Raw genomic sequence first — 17,725 nt, forward strand, 5'->3', positions numbered from 1 at the left:
GAACGTGGGAGTCAACCTATGGCGCGGTCTTGAAGGCTAATGAGGCGTCGATACGACCTTACGCACCCAAAGCTACCACGAACCATCAATTGGCCGCGTAAACTCGCGCCCTGGCGAGACGACACCCTGACGCGGCGGTGGTGATCCGCGATCGTTCCGGGCTCGCCAGCCAGCCAAATCCGCTCGCCCAGGACACCGCGTGACATCCAATTGTCAACAGATTTCGGACGCGGGAAGGCTCTTGGATTGATCCAGATCCACGCGAATACAACCATCGTCGGGATCAACGACCACCAACCGAACCAAACGCGACTCCAAACGGCCAATCCGATCAACGGCGCGGTGGCCACGCGAGTCCATCCGCTCCATGGATTGGCATGCCGTTGCCAGGCCGCGTCATCCATGCACATCATTCGCTCAATCGCACGGCCCATTTTGTTCATAAAGGCACACCTAACAATTGTTCTTCCGTCACTGTGCGTCCTCGCCCGTATGCTTGGTAATCGACGAGCGACGTCTTAAAAACTTTGTTCGACCAATGGGGTGCGATCCACCCAAGTGCCTTTTCAAACGGCTCACGTGGAAATTTCGTCTTCGACATGATCGCCTGGTAACAAGAAACCCAAGTGATGCCCCGCGTGCATCCACATGAATTGCTGCCAGTCGTGCACTTTGATTTCGTTTAAAAAAGGGTATTTTTCGATTGGTCCTTCGAACGCCTTCGCTCGCTCGATCGCAGCAATGAACTGGTCAATGATTGCGTCGTCGTCGGGACCACTTTCAGTCTTGGGTTTCAACCGGTCCATCGTTGGACCGCTCGACATCTTGCGTGTTCGAAGCATGCGATGGAAGATCCATTTGATGATCGTCGCTCTCAGGATCCACGGCATGCGAAAGCCGAACCCGTCCATCCCACCAACCGTCGTGGCAGTAAGGTGCTCGCAAATCTGAGTCAGATTCCAGTTCTTCGTTTTGGTGTATCCGACTGACCGCAAATGCTGAATCTCAGCGATCACTTCATCGCCCGAGTGAAAATCGAGCGAACGCTTTTGAGTTGAGGCCATGATTTGATCTTCGAGCGAGGACGAAGTGTGTGAGCGGTCAACGACGGAGGCATGGGAGACGCCTAAACGTGGATACCCGGATCACCGCAATCAACCGTCGTATACGGGTGTCATTTTGACACCACACATTCTTAGGTAGACGGACAAAATTCCGCGATGGTGCACCGAGTGATTCAGCACCCACGTTCGAAGACAAGATCCCTTGGTCATCGTGAACAGGATTTGCCCTCCCATCTTCATCGACCACTCTTCCGCCAGTCGTTGGTCGGTCGCAGACTCAATCGAAGCACGCGCGGCTAGCACAGCCTCGTCAAAATTTGCAAGAATTTCGGACGGATCGTCGATCGATGGTACGTCGTGTTTGGGGCCATCGACCGGCGCTATATCGAACTCGTCTTCTTCGATGATCGCTAGAGTCCAACCGACGATCTCGGCGAGGTGGTTGGCATTCCATCCGATCGTGTGCAGTGACTCGGCAGCCTTCCAGTCAAACTTTTGTTTCGGAACCAATGCCAGTATCACTCGCGTGGACGCCATTTCGGCGTCGAATTCTGGCAGTATCATTTCTGCAATCGTCATCACTCTTGTTCCTTCGCAGATGGTATTTCAAGTTCACTCGCCGCAGTCTAACCAACGTCACCGTATGCGCCAGCCACGACCACAACGTACCCATCAGGGTCGCGCATCCAAAACTCGCGATGATTCGCGTTCACGTTGACATTCAGTGTTTCCAGCATTTCGACGCCATGGGACTGGGCGCGTGCGTAAGCGGCACCGACGTCATCTGTTTCGAACCATAGCACCACACCATTTCTGCATACGTTTGTCGCTGCGCCGCCAAGATGCGGATGATCGTGAGCGTCGCAGCGATGCAACTGCATGACCAGTTCGCCGCCGGATCGAAGACGTTCATAGTCCGAGCCACCGTGTCCGCTCTCGAAACCGAGGACGGTTTGGTACCAGCGACTGCTAATCGGTACGTCGACAACAGCAATCAACGGTTGTGGTTTCATATCTGGCACAATTCGCAAATTAGTTTTCACATGACGCCGCACGTTGCAGAGCCGCCATTGCCGCCTTTTCCAGTGACGAGATTTCGACCAATAACTCCGACGCCGCTTCGATCGATGCAAAGTCAGAAGTTTCGCCAGCGTCATGGAAGCATTGGGCGACTCGGGTCCAACGCCTCGCGATGTCCTCGAACGTGATGGACGCTCTCTCAAAAACGGCATTCGACGTCAGCTCGGAGGCCTCGCGTAGGAAGTCGCGATAGAGGTTGCGAAACAACGCTCCGCCAGTACCCGCGCGCTCCATCAACATCGCCGTGGTTTGGAAATCTCGTTTGACGTCCTTGCTCGTGTGGAACCACTTCTTGATTTCGCGACTTGCTTTCGCAATGCCCTTGTAGGTGAGGTTTGTGATTGGCGGGCTAAGATAGTCGATCGCGTTGTTTTCGATCGCGCGAGCAACGATGCCCGAAAGCTCGGGAACGTTGCCGCGACGCGAGATCGTGAACGACAAATTCCGCGACGACATCGGCCCCTTTTCGCTGCGAGCGCTCGCAAGACTCTCAAGCGACGTTTGTACGCGCATGCCTTGCTGTTGGGTGTCGATCAGGTACGCAAACTCTTCGTCGAATCCGTACATCGCGACGTAGTGCCCCGCGAAGTGGACTTTCGTTGCGAAGTAATCGAGATGAAAACAGTCAAGTTTCAATCCAACTGGAATCCCAGACTCAATCGGCCCTGAGACATGCGCCCAAGCCTTTTTGGCGGACGTCGTCTGCGATACGTCGAGTTCGAGGTTCAAGTTGCGACAAAGATTATCCGTCAGCGCATCCGGCTTGATCCGGCCGCCAATGAACGGGAAATCCATTGACTTCATGTTCCAGTAAACGAACCCAAGTCCTTGACCAAGCCCGAACAACATGGGTTCGGAAAGCTCGATACCCAGATGCCGCAACAAAGCACCCGTTGCCGTCGTTTCGCAATGCTGGCCAACGAATCCGTCGAAGTCTTTCAGCTTCATTCGTCGTGCCCCTGCTCGCCGCTTAACGGTTTCGATTTCATCGGGATGATGCGAGCTTCATGACGTGGTCTTCGGTAACGTAAACCAGAAGGTAGATCCATGACGTCCATCGGATTCGATCCAGATGTCCCCACCAAGTTGTTCGACGATCCGTTTGCAAATCGCCAACCCGATGCCGGTCCCCGAATACTCGTCGCGACCATGCAGTCGTTTGAATATACCGAACACGCGATCGTGGAACTCAGGTGCGATACCAATTCCGTTGTCGGCCACCGAGAACATCCAACGGTCGTCGATGTCACCGACGCCGACGTGAATTTTGGGAGCCGCGACGCCGCGATACTTGATGCCGTTGCCGATCAGATTCTGCAACAGTTGCGTGAATTGTCGGTCGTTGGCATGAATCGTGGGTAAGTCGTCATGCGTAACAACCGCGCCGGCCTCGTCGATCGAACCCTGCAGACTATACAACGCATTTTCCAAAGCCGTGTTCGCGTCAAATTCTTGAGCCTCATCGGGCTGGTATTGGATGCGAGAGAACGTCAACAGGTCCTTGATCAGACCTCGCATCCGTTCTGCGCCGTCAACGATGTAGCTCATATATTTCTTCCCGTCGCCTTCTAGCTTGTCTCCGTAGTCCTGTTCGAGAATTTGGCAAAAGGAAGAAACCTTTCGCAAAGGTTCTTGCAGATCGTGCGAAGCGACGTAGGCGAACTGTTCCAATTCGTAGTTGCTGCGACGCAGCGCGACATTGGCCTCCCTGACATCCTTCTCGATCTGCACTCGCTCGGTCATGTCCACAACGGACGCCAGGATGCACTGGCCACTTTCAAAGTGAACGGGATTAAGTGCGACTTGCAGCGAAATGGGGTGACCATCTTTATGACGGCCTTCGACATCGCGAGGCTGACTCGTTTCGAGGCTCACCGCACTTTCACCGATCTTCAAAAGCCCCTCTAAATGAATGTCCGATAAATCTACCGGCAACAGCATTCGGATCGATTGTCCATTCATTTCGTCTTCGGTGTATCCGAACATACCTTGCATACGATGGTTGACCATCACGATTGCGCCAGTGTCGTCGAACATCACCATGCCACCAGGAGAAGCCGCGATTGTCATGCGCAATCGTTTCTCGGCCGCTTGAGCCTCACGGCTTGCGATCTCCAACGATCGTGTCGATTCACGGTAGCGTCCGTTGGAGTGCAACACCAAATAGACAAGACATCCAATGATTGCGGCCGATATCAATCCCAAACAACGACGAAGCGTGGAATGGGGCGCCGTATGTGGCCAACCATTTTTGGGGACACCATAGAGTTGCCAACGTCCCGTCGGCAGTGAAACCGACGTGACGATCGGATCTGCGTGCTCGATGGAAGCATCGCCAAGAAAGAGCTCTCCCAGTTTTCCAGTCTCCGTGCGGCTGCGCATTGCGATCGAAATTTCGCTGGGGACTTGTGCCAATACCTCCGAAACAAGAGCCTCTTTGTCGATGACGATGGACACCATCCCCCAGTACTTTCCACTGCCCGGCTTCCCGCCGGGCGGCGTGACATGGACGGGCGACCGGTGGATAAACGCTTCCCCACCTTGCACCAACGTGATCGGACCGGCGAGCCATGGTTGCCCGGTTTCGATCGCGAACTCCGCAGCCGAGCGTTGATCGGGGTGACCGAGCAAGTCCATGCCGATCGCATCCTCGTTCCCAGCACGCGGATAGACGTCGTTGATCACGTTGTCTTTGATGGACGTTACGCTCTGAATCCCGACCGCTTCCGACATCAGGTTCGCCGATAGATCCGCAAACTCCTGTTCCGTCATATCGGGATTGATCGAAACGTGCGCCTTCAGTCCAAGAATCAGGTGGATGCGACGATTGATGGTGATTTCAGCCGCGCCACGAACGGCCGCCAGTTCCCTAGCAACATTCTCGCGAACTTGCGACTGATAGATCGACAATGCGGCTCGATCGAGTTGCCAAACGACGATCAAGATCGCTATCGCGAACAGCAAACCGCCCACAAGAGGCATCGGCTTGAAACGTCTGTCAGTCAATTCGTTGGGCAAGTGGTTGCGTCCTGGGTCGTTGGAAGCCTGCCGTAGCTTAGCCATTTTGGGTCGACGTTTTGACGTCAATTGTCTTGTGGGCCAACCTCGTCCTGACGCCCAGCGATTCGATACGGCACTTGCATCCGCCGCCCCCATCCGCCGCCCCCGAGGCCACTACCACAGCGATTTAGCAACTATTTGGGCGGCAGCGACGAAGTCTCGAACCAATAAGTGCAGATGCTGTTGACCGTTTTTAGCAAATCGTCAAAGTCGACCGGTTTTACAATGAAACTGTTGCATCCCATTTGATAAGAAAAAAGAACGTCCGTGTCGGCATCGGACGTTGTCAAAACAACAACTGGCAACCTTTTCAGTTGAGGGTCTTTGCTAAGGGCGAGCAATACTTCGCGACCGTCCATCACTGGCATGTTTAGATCCAACAGGATCAAGTCCGGCGTCGACGCACCTTGGTAGTCACCCGTTTTCCGAAGGTACTCGAGACAAAGTCGGCCGTTCTCGACGTGCGATATCGTGACGTTGTGGTTCGAGCGCTTGAATCCTTGACACGTTAATTCCGTGTCGTCCGAACTATCGTCGACTAGCAAAACATGTGGTAATTCAATCATGTGACAGAAACGGCGAAGGTGTACCGGGGGAAGGGGAAACTGACTTGTAAAATGGGTTGTTCCGTCGCGAATACCTACTGAGCGTGACAAAAATGATTCGTTCGAGCAAATGAGGTGTCAAATCGTTTTTACAGGCAAAGTCGTCAGCCCCAGCTTCGATGCATGCCTTGCCCACGGTAACGTCGTTCTGTCCCGTCAACACGATCACGGGTGCATCCGGCTTTGATTCACGAAGTCGTTTGACGGTATCCACCCCCATGCAATCGGGAAGCTGTAAGTCCAGCAGAATCAGATCGATGTGCGTCTTGTTGTTTACAACGTCGATGGCTTCGCGCAAAGTGTGCGCGGGCACGACGTTTACCGCATTGTTACCGCGCTGCAACATTTCGACGGTAAGAATCATGTCTTCCTGGTCGTCTTCGACGATCAGAACTTCGATGCAATTGCGAAGAGGCAACTCGGATTGCATAGAGTTCGGATCCGGCACCACCACACTCTTCAACGCAACGATGACTTCGGACATCGATCGATATCGGTGCTCGGGTCGAAACGAAACCATCTTGTCGAAAATCTTACGCACTTCCGCTGGAGCGATCGTATCGCTCAGCCCTTTCAAATCGATGCCCCGGATCAGGTTCACGACCATCTCTTGCAACGACTTACCGCTGACCCGTGATTTTCCGGTAAGCAAGTAGTACCACGTTGCACCGAGGCCGTAGATGTCCGATTGAACCGTGGCGGATGCCAGCGACCTGGCCTGTTCGGGCGCCATGAATTCGGGAGTGCCTCCCAAGAATCCGGTTTGCGTATGAAAACCACCAATCGTATCTGCTTTGCCGTTCTCGCCATTCTCGGTCAAAATCGCGAGCCCAAGATCCGACACTTTGACTCGGCCTGAATCGAGAATCAAATTGCCCGGCTTGACGTCGCGGTGAATCAGATCGCGTTGGTGGGCGTGTTCCAATCCTGCCGCCGCGTCCAAAATGAATTGCAAAGAATCTTGCCAGGTGATCGGTCCGGAATTGGCGACCTGTGTATGAAGGTCTGGCCCCGACAACTCCTCCATCGCGATGTAGAGCTTGTCCTGATATTCGCCGGTGCTGTAGGCGATCACCACGTTGGGATGAGCGAGACGAAGCACCAATTCCATCTCGCGGCGAAACCGATCGGTCGCGCGTGCGTGCTTGATCAGTTTCAACGCGACGTGATCGTTTTCATCATGTTTTGAACGAGCTCGAAAGACTTGCCCGGCACCCCCTTCGCCTAACACCGATTCGAGCACGTACTTGCCGACGTCCATGCCGATGCGGGCATTCTTGACGGCGATTGCATCGTCGTCGAAATAGTAATGCTCGAGTTCCTTCCGAACGATCTCTAGCTGCGCTTCGGTGAACTTTTGGCTCAGACGTAACCGATCCAAAATGTTCATCGAAATCAAACGTGTGGGCGCTTCGATGGATCCCAAAGAATCTGTCACGATGTCAAACAACCCTAACCAAGGCCCCACTTTTTGATGATCAACACTCGAATATCGTAATCCAGCTAGCAGGGGCTGCCCACGCCCACCCATTCGAGCGACCCACTTCTCCGAAAGCAGTCCCTGTGCCTAATCGGGACACCTTAGGAGCTTTGTATGCCGTCTATTCTATCCTTAGTTTCTATTCGGAACGGAAGGGGAATCCGGAATAGTGACACAAAACTTGCTGCCCTTGTCGATTTCCGACGTGACATGGAGCTTCCAGCCGTGGCGCTTTGTGATTCGACGACAGATCGCTAGGCCGATTCCAGTGCCGGCATACTCGTCACGCGTATGTAGCCGCCGAAAAACATCGAAAATTTGCTGATAGAATTGTGAATCGATCCCGATCCCGTTGTCCTCGATCGAGAGTACCCATTCGTCGGGCTGACGAGTTGCGGTGATCTGAACGCGAGGCTGGTTGCGGTTGTACTTGATGGCGTTACCGATCAGGTTGGTCAGCAACTGAGAAACCTGGGCCGGGTCAGCATCCACGCTGGGTAACTCACCGCACGTCACAATTGCGTCTGCTTCGCGGATCGACTCTGCAAGCAGTTCGACGGCGTCTTCATAAATGTCGTTCAACGAGACCGATTGAAACGGTGCGGCGCGTGACTCGACGCGTGAATAGTCCAATAGGTCGTTGATCAGCCGTTGCATCCGCTTGACGCCTCGCACGATTCGATCGAGGTAATCATGACCGCGTTCATCCAAAGCGTCTCGATAGTCGCGTTCCAAGAACTGGCTGAAACCAGAAATTGCACGCAGCGGCGCTTGCAAGTCGTGGGATGCGACGTAGGCGAACTGCTGTAGCTCTTCATTGCTCTCTTGCAGCGCCTCGTTCGCGATCGCCAGCGCTTCATTGACTCGTTTCAATTCTTGCTCGGCGGCAACTTGGTCGGTGATGTCGACATGTACACCCGTCATGCGAATTGGTTTTCCGTCGGCGCCAAAGTTTGCCGTTCCTTGAGCCAAGATCCATCGGTACGAACCGCTCAAGCACCGCATTCGAAAGATCGACTTGTAGGCTTGCGTCGTCCGTGCGAAGTACGATTCGACGCAGGCAATGGCACTGGCGTGGTCGGCGGGGTGCAGTCGGGATTCCCAGGCCGCAAAGTCGTCCCAGTCGGCCTCGGGTGGGTGACCCAGTTGAGACTTGAAGGTGGGCGAGTAATACACCTTGGACGTTTGCGGGTTCCAGTCCCACAAACCCACGTTCGCGCCTGTCAACGCTAACTCCAATCGCTCGCGCGTTTGATCGAGATCTGCTGTTCGCTGTCGAACCAGCGTTTGCAGTTTCACTTTCAACTTCAACTGCTCGGTTTGCATCACGTGGCGTTCGGTGATGTCGATGAAGGTCAAAACGGAACCAATCAATTCGCCGTCGCGAATGACAGGGTGTGACCAATACTCAACCGGGAACGACGAACCGTCTTTGCGCCAAAAGACTTCGTCATCCACATGAACGCCCTCGTGCATTCGGAACGCTTGGTAGATCCGACAAGATTCCTGAGGATTGGCTTTGCCATCGGCACACGTATGGTGAATCAATTCGTGCATATTCCGCCCCAAAAACTGCTCGGGATCGCCGTATCCCAACAACGCCGCAGACGCCGGGTTGGCGAAGGTGCAATTCCCTTGCATGTCCAAACCGTAGATGCCCTCGGCCGTTGAGTTCAATAGCACGCGGTTGTGGAGTTCGCGATCTTGAAGTTCTGCCAGTGTGGCTTTCTGTACCGAGATGTCTCGCACGAATGCACAGAACTCGTAGCCGCTGCGAAGTTCCAAGGCAACGATCGATAACTCAACCGGAAAAACCGACCCGTCAACTCGCTGAGCGGTCGTTTCCATTCGTTGGTTCAGCATCGGCCCATGACCGGTCTTTAAAAAGTGCGACAAGCCGTCGTGGTGCGCGCCGCGAAGCGACTCGGGAATGATCAGGTCCGCGAGCTGTTGGCCCGAAACGTCCTCGGCTGACCGACCGAAGATGACTTCGGCTTGATGATTCCATCCCGTTACCGAGCCCTGTTCGTTTACCGTGATCACCGCATCCAACGCAGATGCCGCGATCAGTCGCATCTTTTCTTCGCTGGCCTCAAGGTCACCACTTGCGGCGCTAAGCTGATTCTGAAGATCGCCCTTGCGATGCTGGAGTCGCGGAACTTGGCTGCTGAACAACGCCGTACACCAAACCGCCACGATCGAAAGAACGTGGTACGCATGCGACGACTGGTCGATTCCGCCGCGGCTGGCGAGAGCCCACGCCATGCCTGTCAACGCAGTACAGATCCCCGCGATCACAAGGACTCCGTTGCGTGAGTACGACCATGCCGCCAACAGCACGGGTAAGAAGTACAGCACTGAGAAAACGAATTCGCTGTTGAGGATGCAATCCGATGCAAACAACAACATCGACGCAACGCCGGCGATTACGAGAAAATTGACATTCACGTCATGGCGATTCAATTGGCGGCCTCTCCAAATTTCTTCGCACATCCCCGACGAACTCCAGTCCCGGCCGGGTCGAACAAGCGACTCTAAGTGTGGCATCGCCCGCTTTCAAAGCAATCCGATCAACCGTTTCAATCTAAGCCCGCTCGGCTGCGAATCCAAGCAACCAGTCGATTTACTTGTGATTCGACGTCGAAAAGCCAAGAAACATCGCTGTTTAAGAAGATTGCACGGGGTAAACCGATGCCGTAGCATGGGGGGTCCCCGCGGGTTAGTAAACCCTATATCCCAGCAACATTGATTGGAGCCGAAGATGAATCGAGTACCGTTTGCCAGGTCGAATCGAGAAAAAAGCACGTCGAGCAATCGGAAACGACGCAGCCTGCGTTGGGATCTTACACAGCTAGAGCAGCGAATCATGCTTGCCGGAGATTGCGGCGTTGCCATGTCTCAGGTCAGCGAGTGTGCGACGGTGCAAGTCGCACCACCATCGGTGGTCGCAGCGGCACAGGCGTCGCATCTGGTTTTCATCGATGCAAGTGTCGACAACATCGAACAATTGGCTGGCGGTGTCGCAGACAATCACGAACTGGTTTTGTTGGACGCGAACCGCAGCGGCATCGAACAGATCAGCGAAGTGCTTGCAACGCGACGCGGCGTGGCCAGTCTCCACATTCTTGCCCATGGCGAGTCGGGCCAGATCCAACTCGGCAACGAACTTGTCGACCGCTCAACGTTGGACCGAATGAGCAACTTGATTGTTGGATGGACACGAGCCCTGACCGTCGACGCCGATATTTTGATCTACGGGTGCGAAACCGCTGCGGGTTCGCGCGGGCAGCAATTCATCCAGCGGATCGCGGAACTTACCGGCGGCGATGTCGCAGCGTCAACGAACACGACCGGTAGCCGACTGCGCGGCGCCGACTGGGACTTGGAACAACACGTCGGCGCCATCGAGTCATCATTGGCGTTTCATAGCACCACGCTGAATGCTTACCAGTCCACGCTTCCAATCACGATCCGCGCCGCGGGCGCACGAGGCGAAGAAACGATGTTGCTTCAGATCGATGGTGCAACGGTCGCGACCTACAACAACGTGGGTGGCAACATCGCCGCTCGTGAATACCAATCGTTCACCTACAACGCAAACGGCATTGATGCCGACCGAATTCGCGTTGCATTTACCAACGACCTATACGATCCGGCCAACGGAATTGATCGCAACTTGCGCGTCGACAATATCACCGTCGACGGAGTGACTTACGAAACCGAAGCCCCCGAAGTGTACTCGACCGGTACATGGTTGGCAGCGGACGGCATCGTTCCCGGATTCCGTCAAAAAGAAACGCTGCACGGCAACGGTTACTTCCAATACGCCGGCCAAGGGGAGCCCGTTGATCCGATCGATCCAGTCGATCCGCCCGATGGAGCGTTCGCGATCATCAACGAGATTCACTACAACCCGGGCCCCGACGGCGTCGTCGATCCCGATGCCGAGTTCTTGGAATTGTATAACCCCGGCACCGCTGACTATGACCTTTCGGGTGCGTCTTTCGCCGGATTCGATCTCGTCTTTGCCAGCGGCACGACACTGGCCGCCGGGCAATACGCCATTGTTGCGCCGTCCGCGTCCATCGCTCAATCGCAATGGGGCGTGACGCCGATCGCCGAGTTTGCCGCCGGCGGACTATCGGGCGGAGGCGAGACCATCCAACTGATCGCCGCCGACGGCGTGACGATCATCGATGAAGTTTCGTACGACGATGCCAGTCCTTGGCCGGGCGGCCCCGACGGAAACGGACCATCACTTGAGTTGATCAACCCGACGTTCGACAACTCACTTGCCGCAAGCTGGGGCACCTCAACGACCTCGCCAACACCGGGTGGTCAAAACTCGATTTACGCAGAATCGGCACCGAGCGATGTCACTGGCATCACGATCACGCCGGGCGTTCCGGTTGCCAACCAAGCCTTCACGGTTTCGGCAACCATTGCCGACGCGGCGTTTGCCACGCTGACCTACAAGGTAATGTTCGGCGCCGACCAGACTGTTTCGATGACCAACATCGGCGGCGATGTCTGGCAAGCAGTCGTACCCGGCCAGGAAGCTGGCACGTTGGTTCGCTATCGCATCGATTCCGATGTCGCCACGGCGCCATTCGAAGGCGACACGATCAACTACTTGGGCGTCGTGGTCAGTCCCAATGTTCCCGGTAACACGCTGCCGCTGTTCCAATTCTTTGTAGATGAAGCTGAGTTCCAAGAGCTGACAACAACCGATCTTCGGTTGACCAATACGACAATCGGTGCGGTTGTCGCGTACAACGGCGAAGTGTTTGAAAACGCGACCATTCGCGTCCGTGGCGGCGATCACGCGCGAGCGAACTTCCCCAAACAAAGCATGAAGTTTGAATTGCCATCCGGCTACGCGATCGACATCGGTCCCGAAGGCAGTTACCCGATCGATGAATTCGGAATCAACGCAGACTTTGGTGACTGGACGGTGCTGACTCCCGAGCTTTCTTGGGACGTGTTCAACGCTGAAACCGACTCGTTCGTAAGTTCTTTCTTCACCCGCGTCCACATGAACGGTGACTTCCACGGGCTTTTCCGTTTCCAAGAGCTGTACGACGGCGCTTATCGCAAGGCGACTGGAATCGACGACAACGAACTGTTCAAGGCGGAAGAAGGTGGATTCGGTTCCACCGCAAAGTTTGACAAGAAGAATCCAGACGACGGCGACTACTCGTCAATCAACGCGATCAACCAGGTTTTGACCTCGCCACCATCGGCGTCAAAAACGGCCTGGCTGTATGAAAACGTGGATGTCGCAGAAACGGTCAACCACATGGCGTTGTCGGCGCTCATGCGGCATGACGACCAAAGGGTCCAGAACTTCTACATGGCGTTGGATCCCGAAACCAACGTTTGGTCGATCATCGAATGGGATGTCGACCGAACTTGGCGACTGACCGATGACGAAACACCGGGAACGTTCACGACGCCCGAGCCGATCCGTCACGAACTGCTGGATTCGATGTGGGAAGTCCCAGAGTTCCGCGACATGTATTGGCGCCGAATCCAAACTCTGGTCGACAAATACTTGGGCAATGATCAACTGATCCAGCGACGCGCCGAAGTGATTGAACAGATCGGCGCACTCAACGGCGCCGACGAGTTCGCGAAGTGGGGACGATCCAACATCTCCACCAATCAGTTTTGGGTCGACGACTGGCAAAACTCCATCGACATCCGACGCGCTGATTTTGCGGCCGAAACCCGCATGCCGGGAACTGCGTCGGGCACTGCTAACGTTGTCATCAACGAACTGCATTACAACCCGCTGGACGGCCAGGCTGAGTTCATTGAACTCTACAACAACTCCAACGAATCGATCGATCTGTCCGGTTGGACGATCGACGGAATCGACTTGACGATCGGGTACGGCACCGTCCTGTTGGCTGACCAGTATGTGGTCTTCACCGACAATGCGATTCAATTCAAGTCGCAATACGGCGGTAATATTTTCGTCGGCAGCCAGTATTCGGGCGGACTCTCCGGCGGCGGTGAAACGATCACACTGTTGGACGTCAACGGAAGTGTGGTCGATCAAGTTGCCTATGATGACGCCGCGCCGTGGGCGACGGAGCCTGACGGCGGCGGCAGCTCGTTGGCGTTGGTTAACCCCAATTCCGACAACAACGTTGCGACCAATTGGGTCGCCAGCGAACAATTGGGCGGAACGCCTGGTTTCGCTAACGACCCCGGTTCCGCCGGCGGAACAACAACGATTCGCATCTTTGCGGCCGGTCAAACGACCAACGAAATCATCCAGCTGCAAATCGGCGGAGCAATCGTTGCGACATACAACATCGGTCTAAGTGGTGGCAGCTTGGGCGACTACTCGTCTCGCAACTTCATCGAACTTTCCTACGAAAGCCCACAACCCGTTGCCGCCTCAGACGTACGGATCAACTTCGTTAACGACACGTACGACCCGGCAAACGGTATCGACTACAACGTGAAGATCGATCGCATCGAAATCGGCGCACTCTCGTATGAAACGGAAGCGGCGTCGACATTCTCGACCGGGACCTGGTTGCCGGGGGTCGGGATCCAACCCGGATTCCTTCTCAGCGAAGTCCTGCACACCAACGGCTACTTCCAATTCTTGGCGTAGCTGCAAACAGGTAATGTGGCAATCAAGTATCGTCGACGAGACGGGCTAGCGTTCGCGCGAATCACGCGGCGTTTCGCCCGTCGAGTCGTCGACCATGATGGAATCGAGCTTTAACGATTCAGTCGAAGACAATTCGGGGGCTCCGCCGCGACCGCCACTGCCGGCAGCGGTATATATCACCTCATCGATCACGGCGAATCCGCTGCCATGACGACCTCGCGCCAACGATGGCCAACGCGACCACTTTCCGGTCACCGGGTCCAGGCTCTCGACGTCTTCATGAGCCACCTTCAATGATCCACTCTCGCCGCCACCAATGATGATCTTGCCATCGATGACGGCGGCCATATTTCCTGCTCGCGGCGTGGGTAGATTTTCGACAGTTCCCGACGGCAACCAGGCACCCGTCGTAAAATCGAAAACGTCGACTTCGGGAACGGTCAAGTCGAACGTGTGATTGGTTCGCTGCGACGTCGTTCGTCCCGCCAGTGCATATAAGTAATGTCCGACCACAACGGCTTGAAAGTGATCGCGTGCATGGGGTGCGTCCGGCATCATGTCCCAATCGCCGGTCGTGGGATCGTAGCGATCAAACCAAGGCACATATCCGTCTTGGTGCCCGTTCGTGATCCCACCGACGATATAGATTTTCCCGTCGTAGACAGCTGCACCCGCGCCGCCGCGACGTCGTGTTTCGGGGATGTGATGAACGAACTCAAACGTATCCGTTGCCGGATGATAGACAACGACTTTTTCTAGTGGCGACTCAGTGGGATAGCGACCGTTCATCGCACCGACCATATAGATCGAATCGCCCAAGGATACCGATTGAAAATGATGCAGTTCCATCGGCGACTCGCCCTTAGCCGCCCACGTTCTTGTTACCGGATCAAAAACTTCGACAGGATTGATCCGGCGACCGCCCATCAAATAGACCAGACCCTGGTGCGCAACCAAGGCGGCTTCGTGACGCGCGGTAGGCTGACCAATGGTTTCGATCATGCCCCAACTTGATTGGGCGACGTTCGGAGCCGTTTGGACGTCCACCACCAATTCCGGAACTGGCTGTGCATGGGCAACGGACGCGATTCCGAGGAAAAGCAAACTGAAAAAACGATTCGAGTGCATCTGGAAGTCTTGTGTACAAAAGGCGGGACTGGGTCGACGCAGCCATGCGGCGTGCGGCGTGCGGCGGCGAATCTAACACAACGTCATGATCCACGATCATGTGTCTCGCACGGATCGACGCCAGCATGATAAGTTGTGCCTGAATCAAGCGGTTTCAATTTTTGCATTTTTAAGAAGAGATCCTCTATGGCCAGCGGATTGTTGATGTTGCTCGACGACATCACCACCATCTTGGACGACGTTGCCGCGTTGACGAAGGTAGCCGCGCACAAGACCGCCGGAGTCCTGGGCGACGACTTGGCGCTGAACGCCCAGCAAGTATCGGGCGTCAAGGCGAACCGCGAACTGCCGGTCGTTTGGGCGGTCGCGAAAGGTTCCTTCTATAACAAGGTCATTTTGGTTCCCTCGGCACTGGTGCTTAGCGCGATCGCACCGTGGTCGATCGGTCCCCTATTGATTGCCGGGGGCGCGTTTCTTTGTTTCGAGGGATGCGAGAAGCTGGCTCATAAGTTCTTACACCCCAAGGAAGACCAAGAACATCGAAAGGCCCATGAGGCCGCGATCGCCAATCCGGCTGTCGATATCGTTGCAATGGAACGCGATAAAGTATCGGGCGCGATTCGCACCGACTTCATTTTGTCGGCCGAGATTGTTGTGATCACGCTGGGCACGGTTGCGACCGAGCCGTTTCTGACACGCCTGTTTGTCTTGGTGGCGATCAGCCTGCTGATGACCGTCGGCGTTTACGGGTTGGTCGGCGGGATCGTCAAGCTGGACGACCTGGGCGAGTATTTGATTCGCACCAGTCCAGAAGGTGCCGGGCGTTCCCTGCGACGCCGCGTCGGTGAGACGATTTTGATCGGTGCACCGTATCTTATGAAGTTTCTGTCGATCGCCGGAACGATCGCAATGTTCTTAGTGGGCGGCGGGTTACTGTCACACGGAATCGGACCCGTGCATCATCTGATCGAAAGCATGCAGCATCGTCTCGAAGCGATCGAGCCGCTGGGCAATGTTCTTGGTTCGCTTTCGTCGATGGTCGCCAACGCCTTGTTTGGCGTTCTGATTGGTGCGATCGTTCTGGCAATCGTGCACTTCGTTAAAATGGCACTCGGCAAACGGAAAACGCCCGAACACTGAAACGCCCGCACACTGAAACGCCCGCAATTTGCTTGTTGGCGTGCAAGCCTGACGTCACGCCAAGTCGCGGTCACGAACCCCCAACAGATACAGCACCGCGTCGAGTCCCATCGTCGACACTTGATGCTCAGCCGATTGACGCACGATGGGTTTGGCATGAAATGCGATCCCCAAACCGGCTCGCGCCAACATCGGCAAGTCGTTAGCACCATCACCGATCGCGATCAATTGCTTGCGGTCGACGCCTTCCGCTTTGGCAAGTTGCTCTAGCAGTTCGGCTTTTCGCTGAGCGTTGACGATCGGTCCGACGACGTTGCCGGTCAGCATTCCGTCGATGATTTCCAACTTGTTGGCGTAAACGTGATCGATTGCCAATCTTTTTTGCAGATAGTTACCGAAGTACGTAAAGCCTCCCGACAAAATCGCCGTGCGATATCCGAACCGATGCAATGTGGTGAGCAATCGTTCGGCACCTTCGGTCAGCTCAAGTCGCTCGGCGATTTTCGGCAGGACAGTTTCCGACAATCCCTTCAGTTTCGAGACGCGCTGCCGCAACGATTCGTCAAAGTCGATCTCGCCCCGCATGGCTGCTTCGGTGATCGCGATCACTTCGTCGCCAACGCCCGCTTCTTTCGCCAATTCGTCAATCACTTCAGCCTGCAACAGCGTCGAATCCATATCCAGTGCAACGACGCGGCGACTGCGCCGGAATGCGTCGTCACGCTGCCATGCAAGGTCGAGATTCAACTCGCTGGACAATGACAAAAGGCTGGCCTTCAATTCGCGACTGTCCAGCGGCTCGCCTCGCAACGAGAACTCGACACACGCTCGCGTCAGTTCGCTGTTGGCGACTCGGGGCGGGCGACCGGACAATCGAGTGATGACGTCGATGTTCAAGCCCTGGTCAGCTAACATTTTGGTGACGGCCGAAAACTGTTTCGCCGTAACGGCCCGCGATAAAAGCGTCAGAATGAAACGCGATTTTCCTTGGCGTTCAACCCAAGCATCGTAGTCATCCGACCCGATCGCTCGCGCCTTGCATCGCAATTCCAATGCGTCGGCACACGTCCGCATCGCGTCGATCACCGCCTCGTGATCGCATCCGTCCGGGATCCTGACCAAAACGCCTAGCAACAGCGATCGGTGGATCACGGCTTGGTTGACGTCGATGATCGTGCAATCGAACGACGCCAAATTTCGCGACAAAACGGCCGTCAATCCGGGGCGATCTTCGCCGGTGAATCGGAACAGCACCAGCGAATCGTTCTCTTGGGCGTCCGCAGGAATTTCTTGGTTTACGTTCATGGCCGATAGGTTAACGAAAGATCCAATCTTTCCGAGGCCACTTCGCGAACGGCACTTCAAAAGCGGCAAGGTGAAAGGTGGCGGTAATGCAAACCGCCCCACTAACTAGTGTCTGTCCAGAAATCGCATGGCCGCAGGAATTACGACTAATTTCGAAGAAAAGCTCCCCGAAGATCGAACCCGCAAGCGGGTTCGCGCGTTGGAATTGTTGACTAAAAGCAATTTCAAACGC

General features: G+C 55.3%; 14 protein-coding genes. 2 read left to right on the forward strand and 12 right to left on the reverse strand.

What is annotated here, in order from left to right:
- Nucleotides 1-11: 11 nt before the first annotated feature.
- The 9 genes from Poly51_RS29795 to Poly51_RS29835 all read right to left on the reverse strand — a co-directional run bounded on the left by Poly51_RS29795 (nt 12) and on the right by Poly51_RS29835 (nt 9,752).
- A complete protein-coding gene (locus Poly51_RS29795) occupies nt 12-443 on the reverse strand; it encodes a DUF6653 family protein (RefSeq protein WP_146462598.1) in 432 nt (143 codons plus the stop codon).
- Between the two features lie 132 nt (nt 444-575).
- Nucleotides 576-1,064 (reverse strand): DUF1569 domain-containing protein, encoded by a 489-nt coding sequence (locus Poly51_RS29800; RefSeq protein ID WP_146462599.1) that lies wholly within the window; start codon nt 1,062-1,064, stop codon nt 576-578.
- Nucleotides 1,065-1,154: 90 nt separating this feature from the next.
- Nucleotides 1,155-1,643: a DinB family protein gene (locus tag Poly51_RS29805; protein WP_146462600.1), complete on the reverse strand. Its 489-nt coding sequence runs from the start codon at nt 1,641-1,643 to the stop codon at nt 1,155-1,157.
- A 47-nt stretch (nt 1,644-1,690) separates the two neighbouring features.
- The gene (locus tag Poly51_RS29810; RefSeq protein ID WP_146462601.1) at nt 1,691-2,077 is read right to left on the reverse strand and encodes a VOC family protein; all 387 of its coding nucleotides are present in this window, start codon (nt 2,075-2,077) and stop codon (nt 1,691-1,693) included.
- 19 nt (nt 2,078-2,096) lie between these two features.
- Nucleotides 2,097-3,092 (reverse strand): BtrH N-terminal domain-containing protein, encoded by a 996-nt coding sequence (locus Poly51_RS29815; RefSeq protein WP_146462602.1) that lies wholly within the window; start codon nt 3,090-3,092, stop codon nt 2,097-2,099.
- Between the two features lie 57 nt (nt 3,093-3,149).
- Nucleotides 3,150-5,207: an ATP-binding protein gene (locus tag Poly51_RS29820; protein WP_186775917.1), complete on the reverse strand. Its 2,058-nt coding sequence runs from the start codon at nt 5,205-5,207 to the stop codon at nt 3,150-3,152.
- A gap of 131 nt (nt 5,208-5,338) precedes the next feature.
- A complete protein-coding gene (locus Poly51_RS29825; RefSeq protein ID WP_146462604.1) occupies nt 5,339-5,770 on the reverse strand; it encodes a response regulator in 432 nt (143 codons plus the stop codon).
- Nucleotides 5,763-7,247 carry a protein kinase domain-containing protein gene (locus Poly51_RS29830; RefSeq protein WP_186775918.1) on the reverse strand — a complete coding sequence of 495 codons (1,485 nt, stop codon included), beginning with the start codon at nt 7,245-7,247 and terminating at the stop codon, nt 5,763-5,765. Before Poly51_RS29830 ends, Poly51_RS29825 begins: the two co-directional genes overlap by 8 nt.
- A gap of 174 nt (nt 7,248-7,421) precedes the next feature.
- Nucleotides 7,422-9,752, reverse strand: a complete 2,331-nt coding sequence (locus tag Poly51_RS29835) for a PAS domain-containing sensor histidine kinase (protein ID WP_186775919.1) — start codon at nt 9,750-9,752, stop codon at nt 7,422-7,424.
- A 298-nt stretch (nt 9,753-10,050) separates the two neighbouring features.
- On the opposite strand from Poly51_RS29835, the gene Poly51_RS29840 reads away from it, so the two are divergent.
- Nucleotides 10,051-13,920 (forward strand): DUF4347 domain-containing protein, encoded by a 3,870-nt coding sequence (locus Poly51_RS29840; RefSeq protein ID WP_146462607.1) that lies wholly within the window; start codon nt 10,051-10,053, stop codon nt 13,918-13,920.
- A gap of 45 nt (nt 13,921-13,965) precedes the next feature.
- Here Poly51_RS29840 and Poly51_RS29845 read toward each other — a convergent pair whose 3' ends face one another.
- Complete coding sequence (locus Poly51_RS29845; RefSeq protein ID WP_146462608.1) at nt 13,966-15,048, reverse strand: Kelch repeat-containing protein; 1,083 nt, start codon at nt 15,046-15,048, stop codon at nt 13,966-13,968.
- A 186-nt stretch (nt 15,049-15,234) separates the two neighbouring features.
- Between Poly51_RS29845 and Poly51_RS29850 the strand changes: the two genes are divergently transcribed.
- Nucleotides 15,235-16,188, forward strand: coding sequence for a DUF808 domain-containing protein (locus Poly51_RS29850; RefSeq protein ID WP_146462609.1), 954 nt, complete (start codon nt 15,235-15,237; stop codon nt 16,186-16,188).
- Nucleotides 16,189-16,242: 54 nt separating this feature from the next.
- Here Poly51_RS29850 and serB read toward each other — a convergent pair whose 3' ends face one another.
- Complete coding sequence (serB, locus tag Poly51_RS29855) at nt 16,243-17,493, reverse strand: phosphoserine phosphatase SerB (RefSeq protein ID WP_146462610.1); 1,251 nt, start codon at nt 17,491-17,493, stop codon at nt 16,243-16,245.
- Between the two features lie 10 nt (nt 17,494-17,503).
- On the reverse strand, nt 17,504-17,725 hold a 222-nt coding region (locus tag Poly51_RS31140; protein ID WP_222435958.1), incomplete at its 5' end, for a hypothetical protein.

Origin of the sequence: Rubripirellula tenax (assembly GCF_007860125.1) — a bacterium.
Taxonomy (GTDB): domain Bacteria; phylum Planctomycetota; class Planctomycetia; order Pirellulales; family Pirellulaceae; genus Rubripirellula; species Rubripirellula tenax.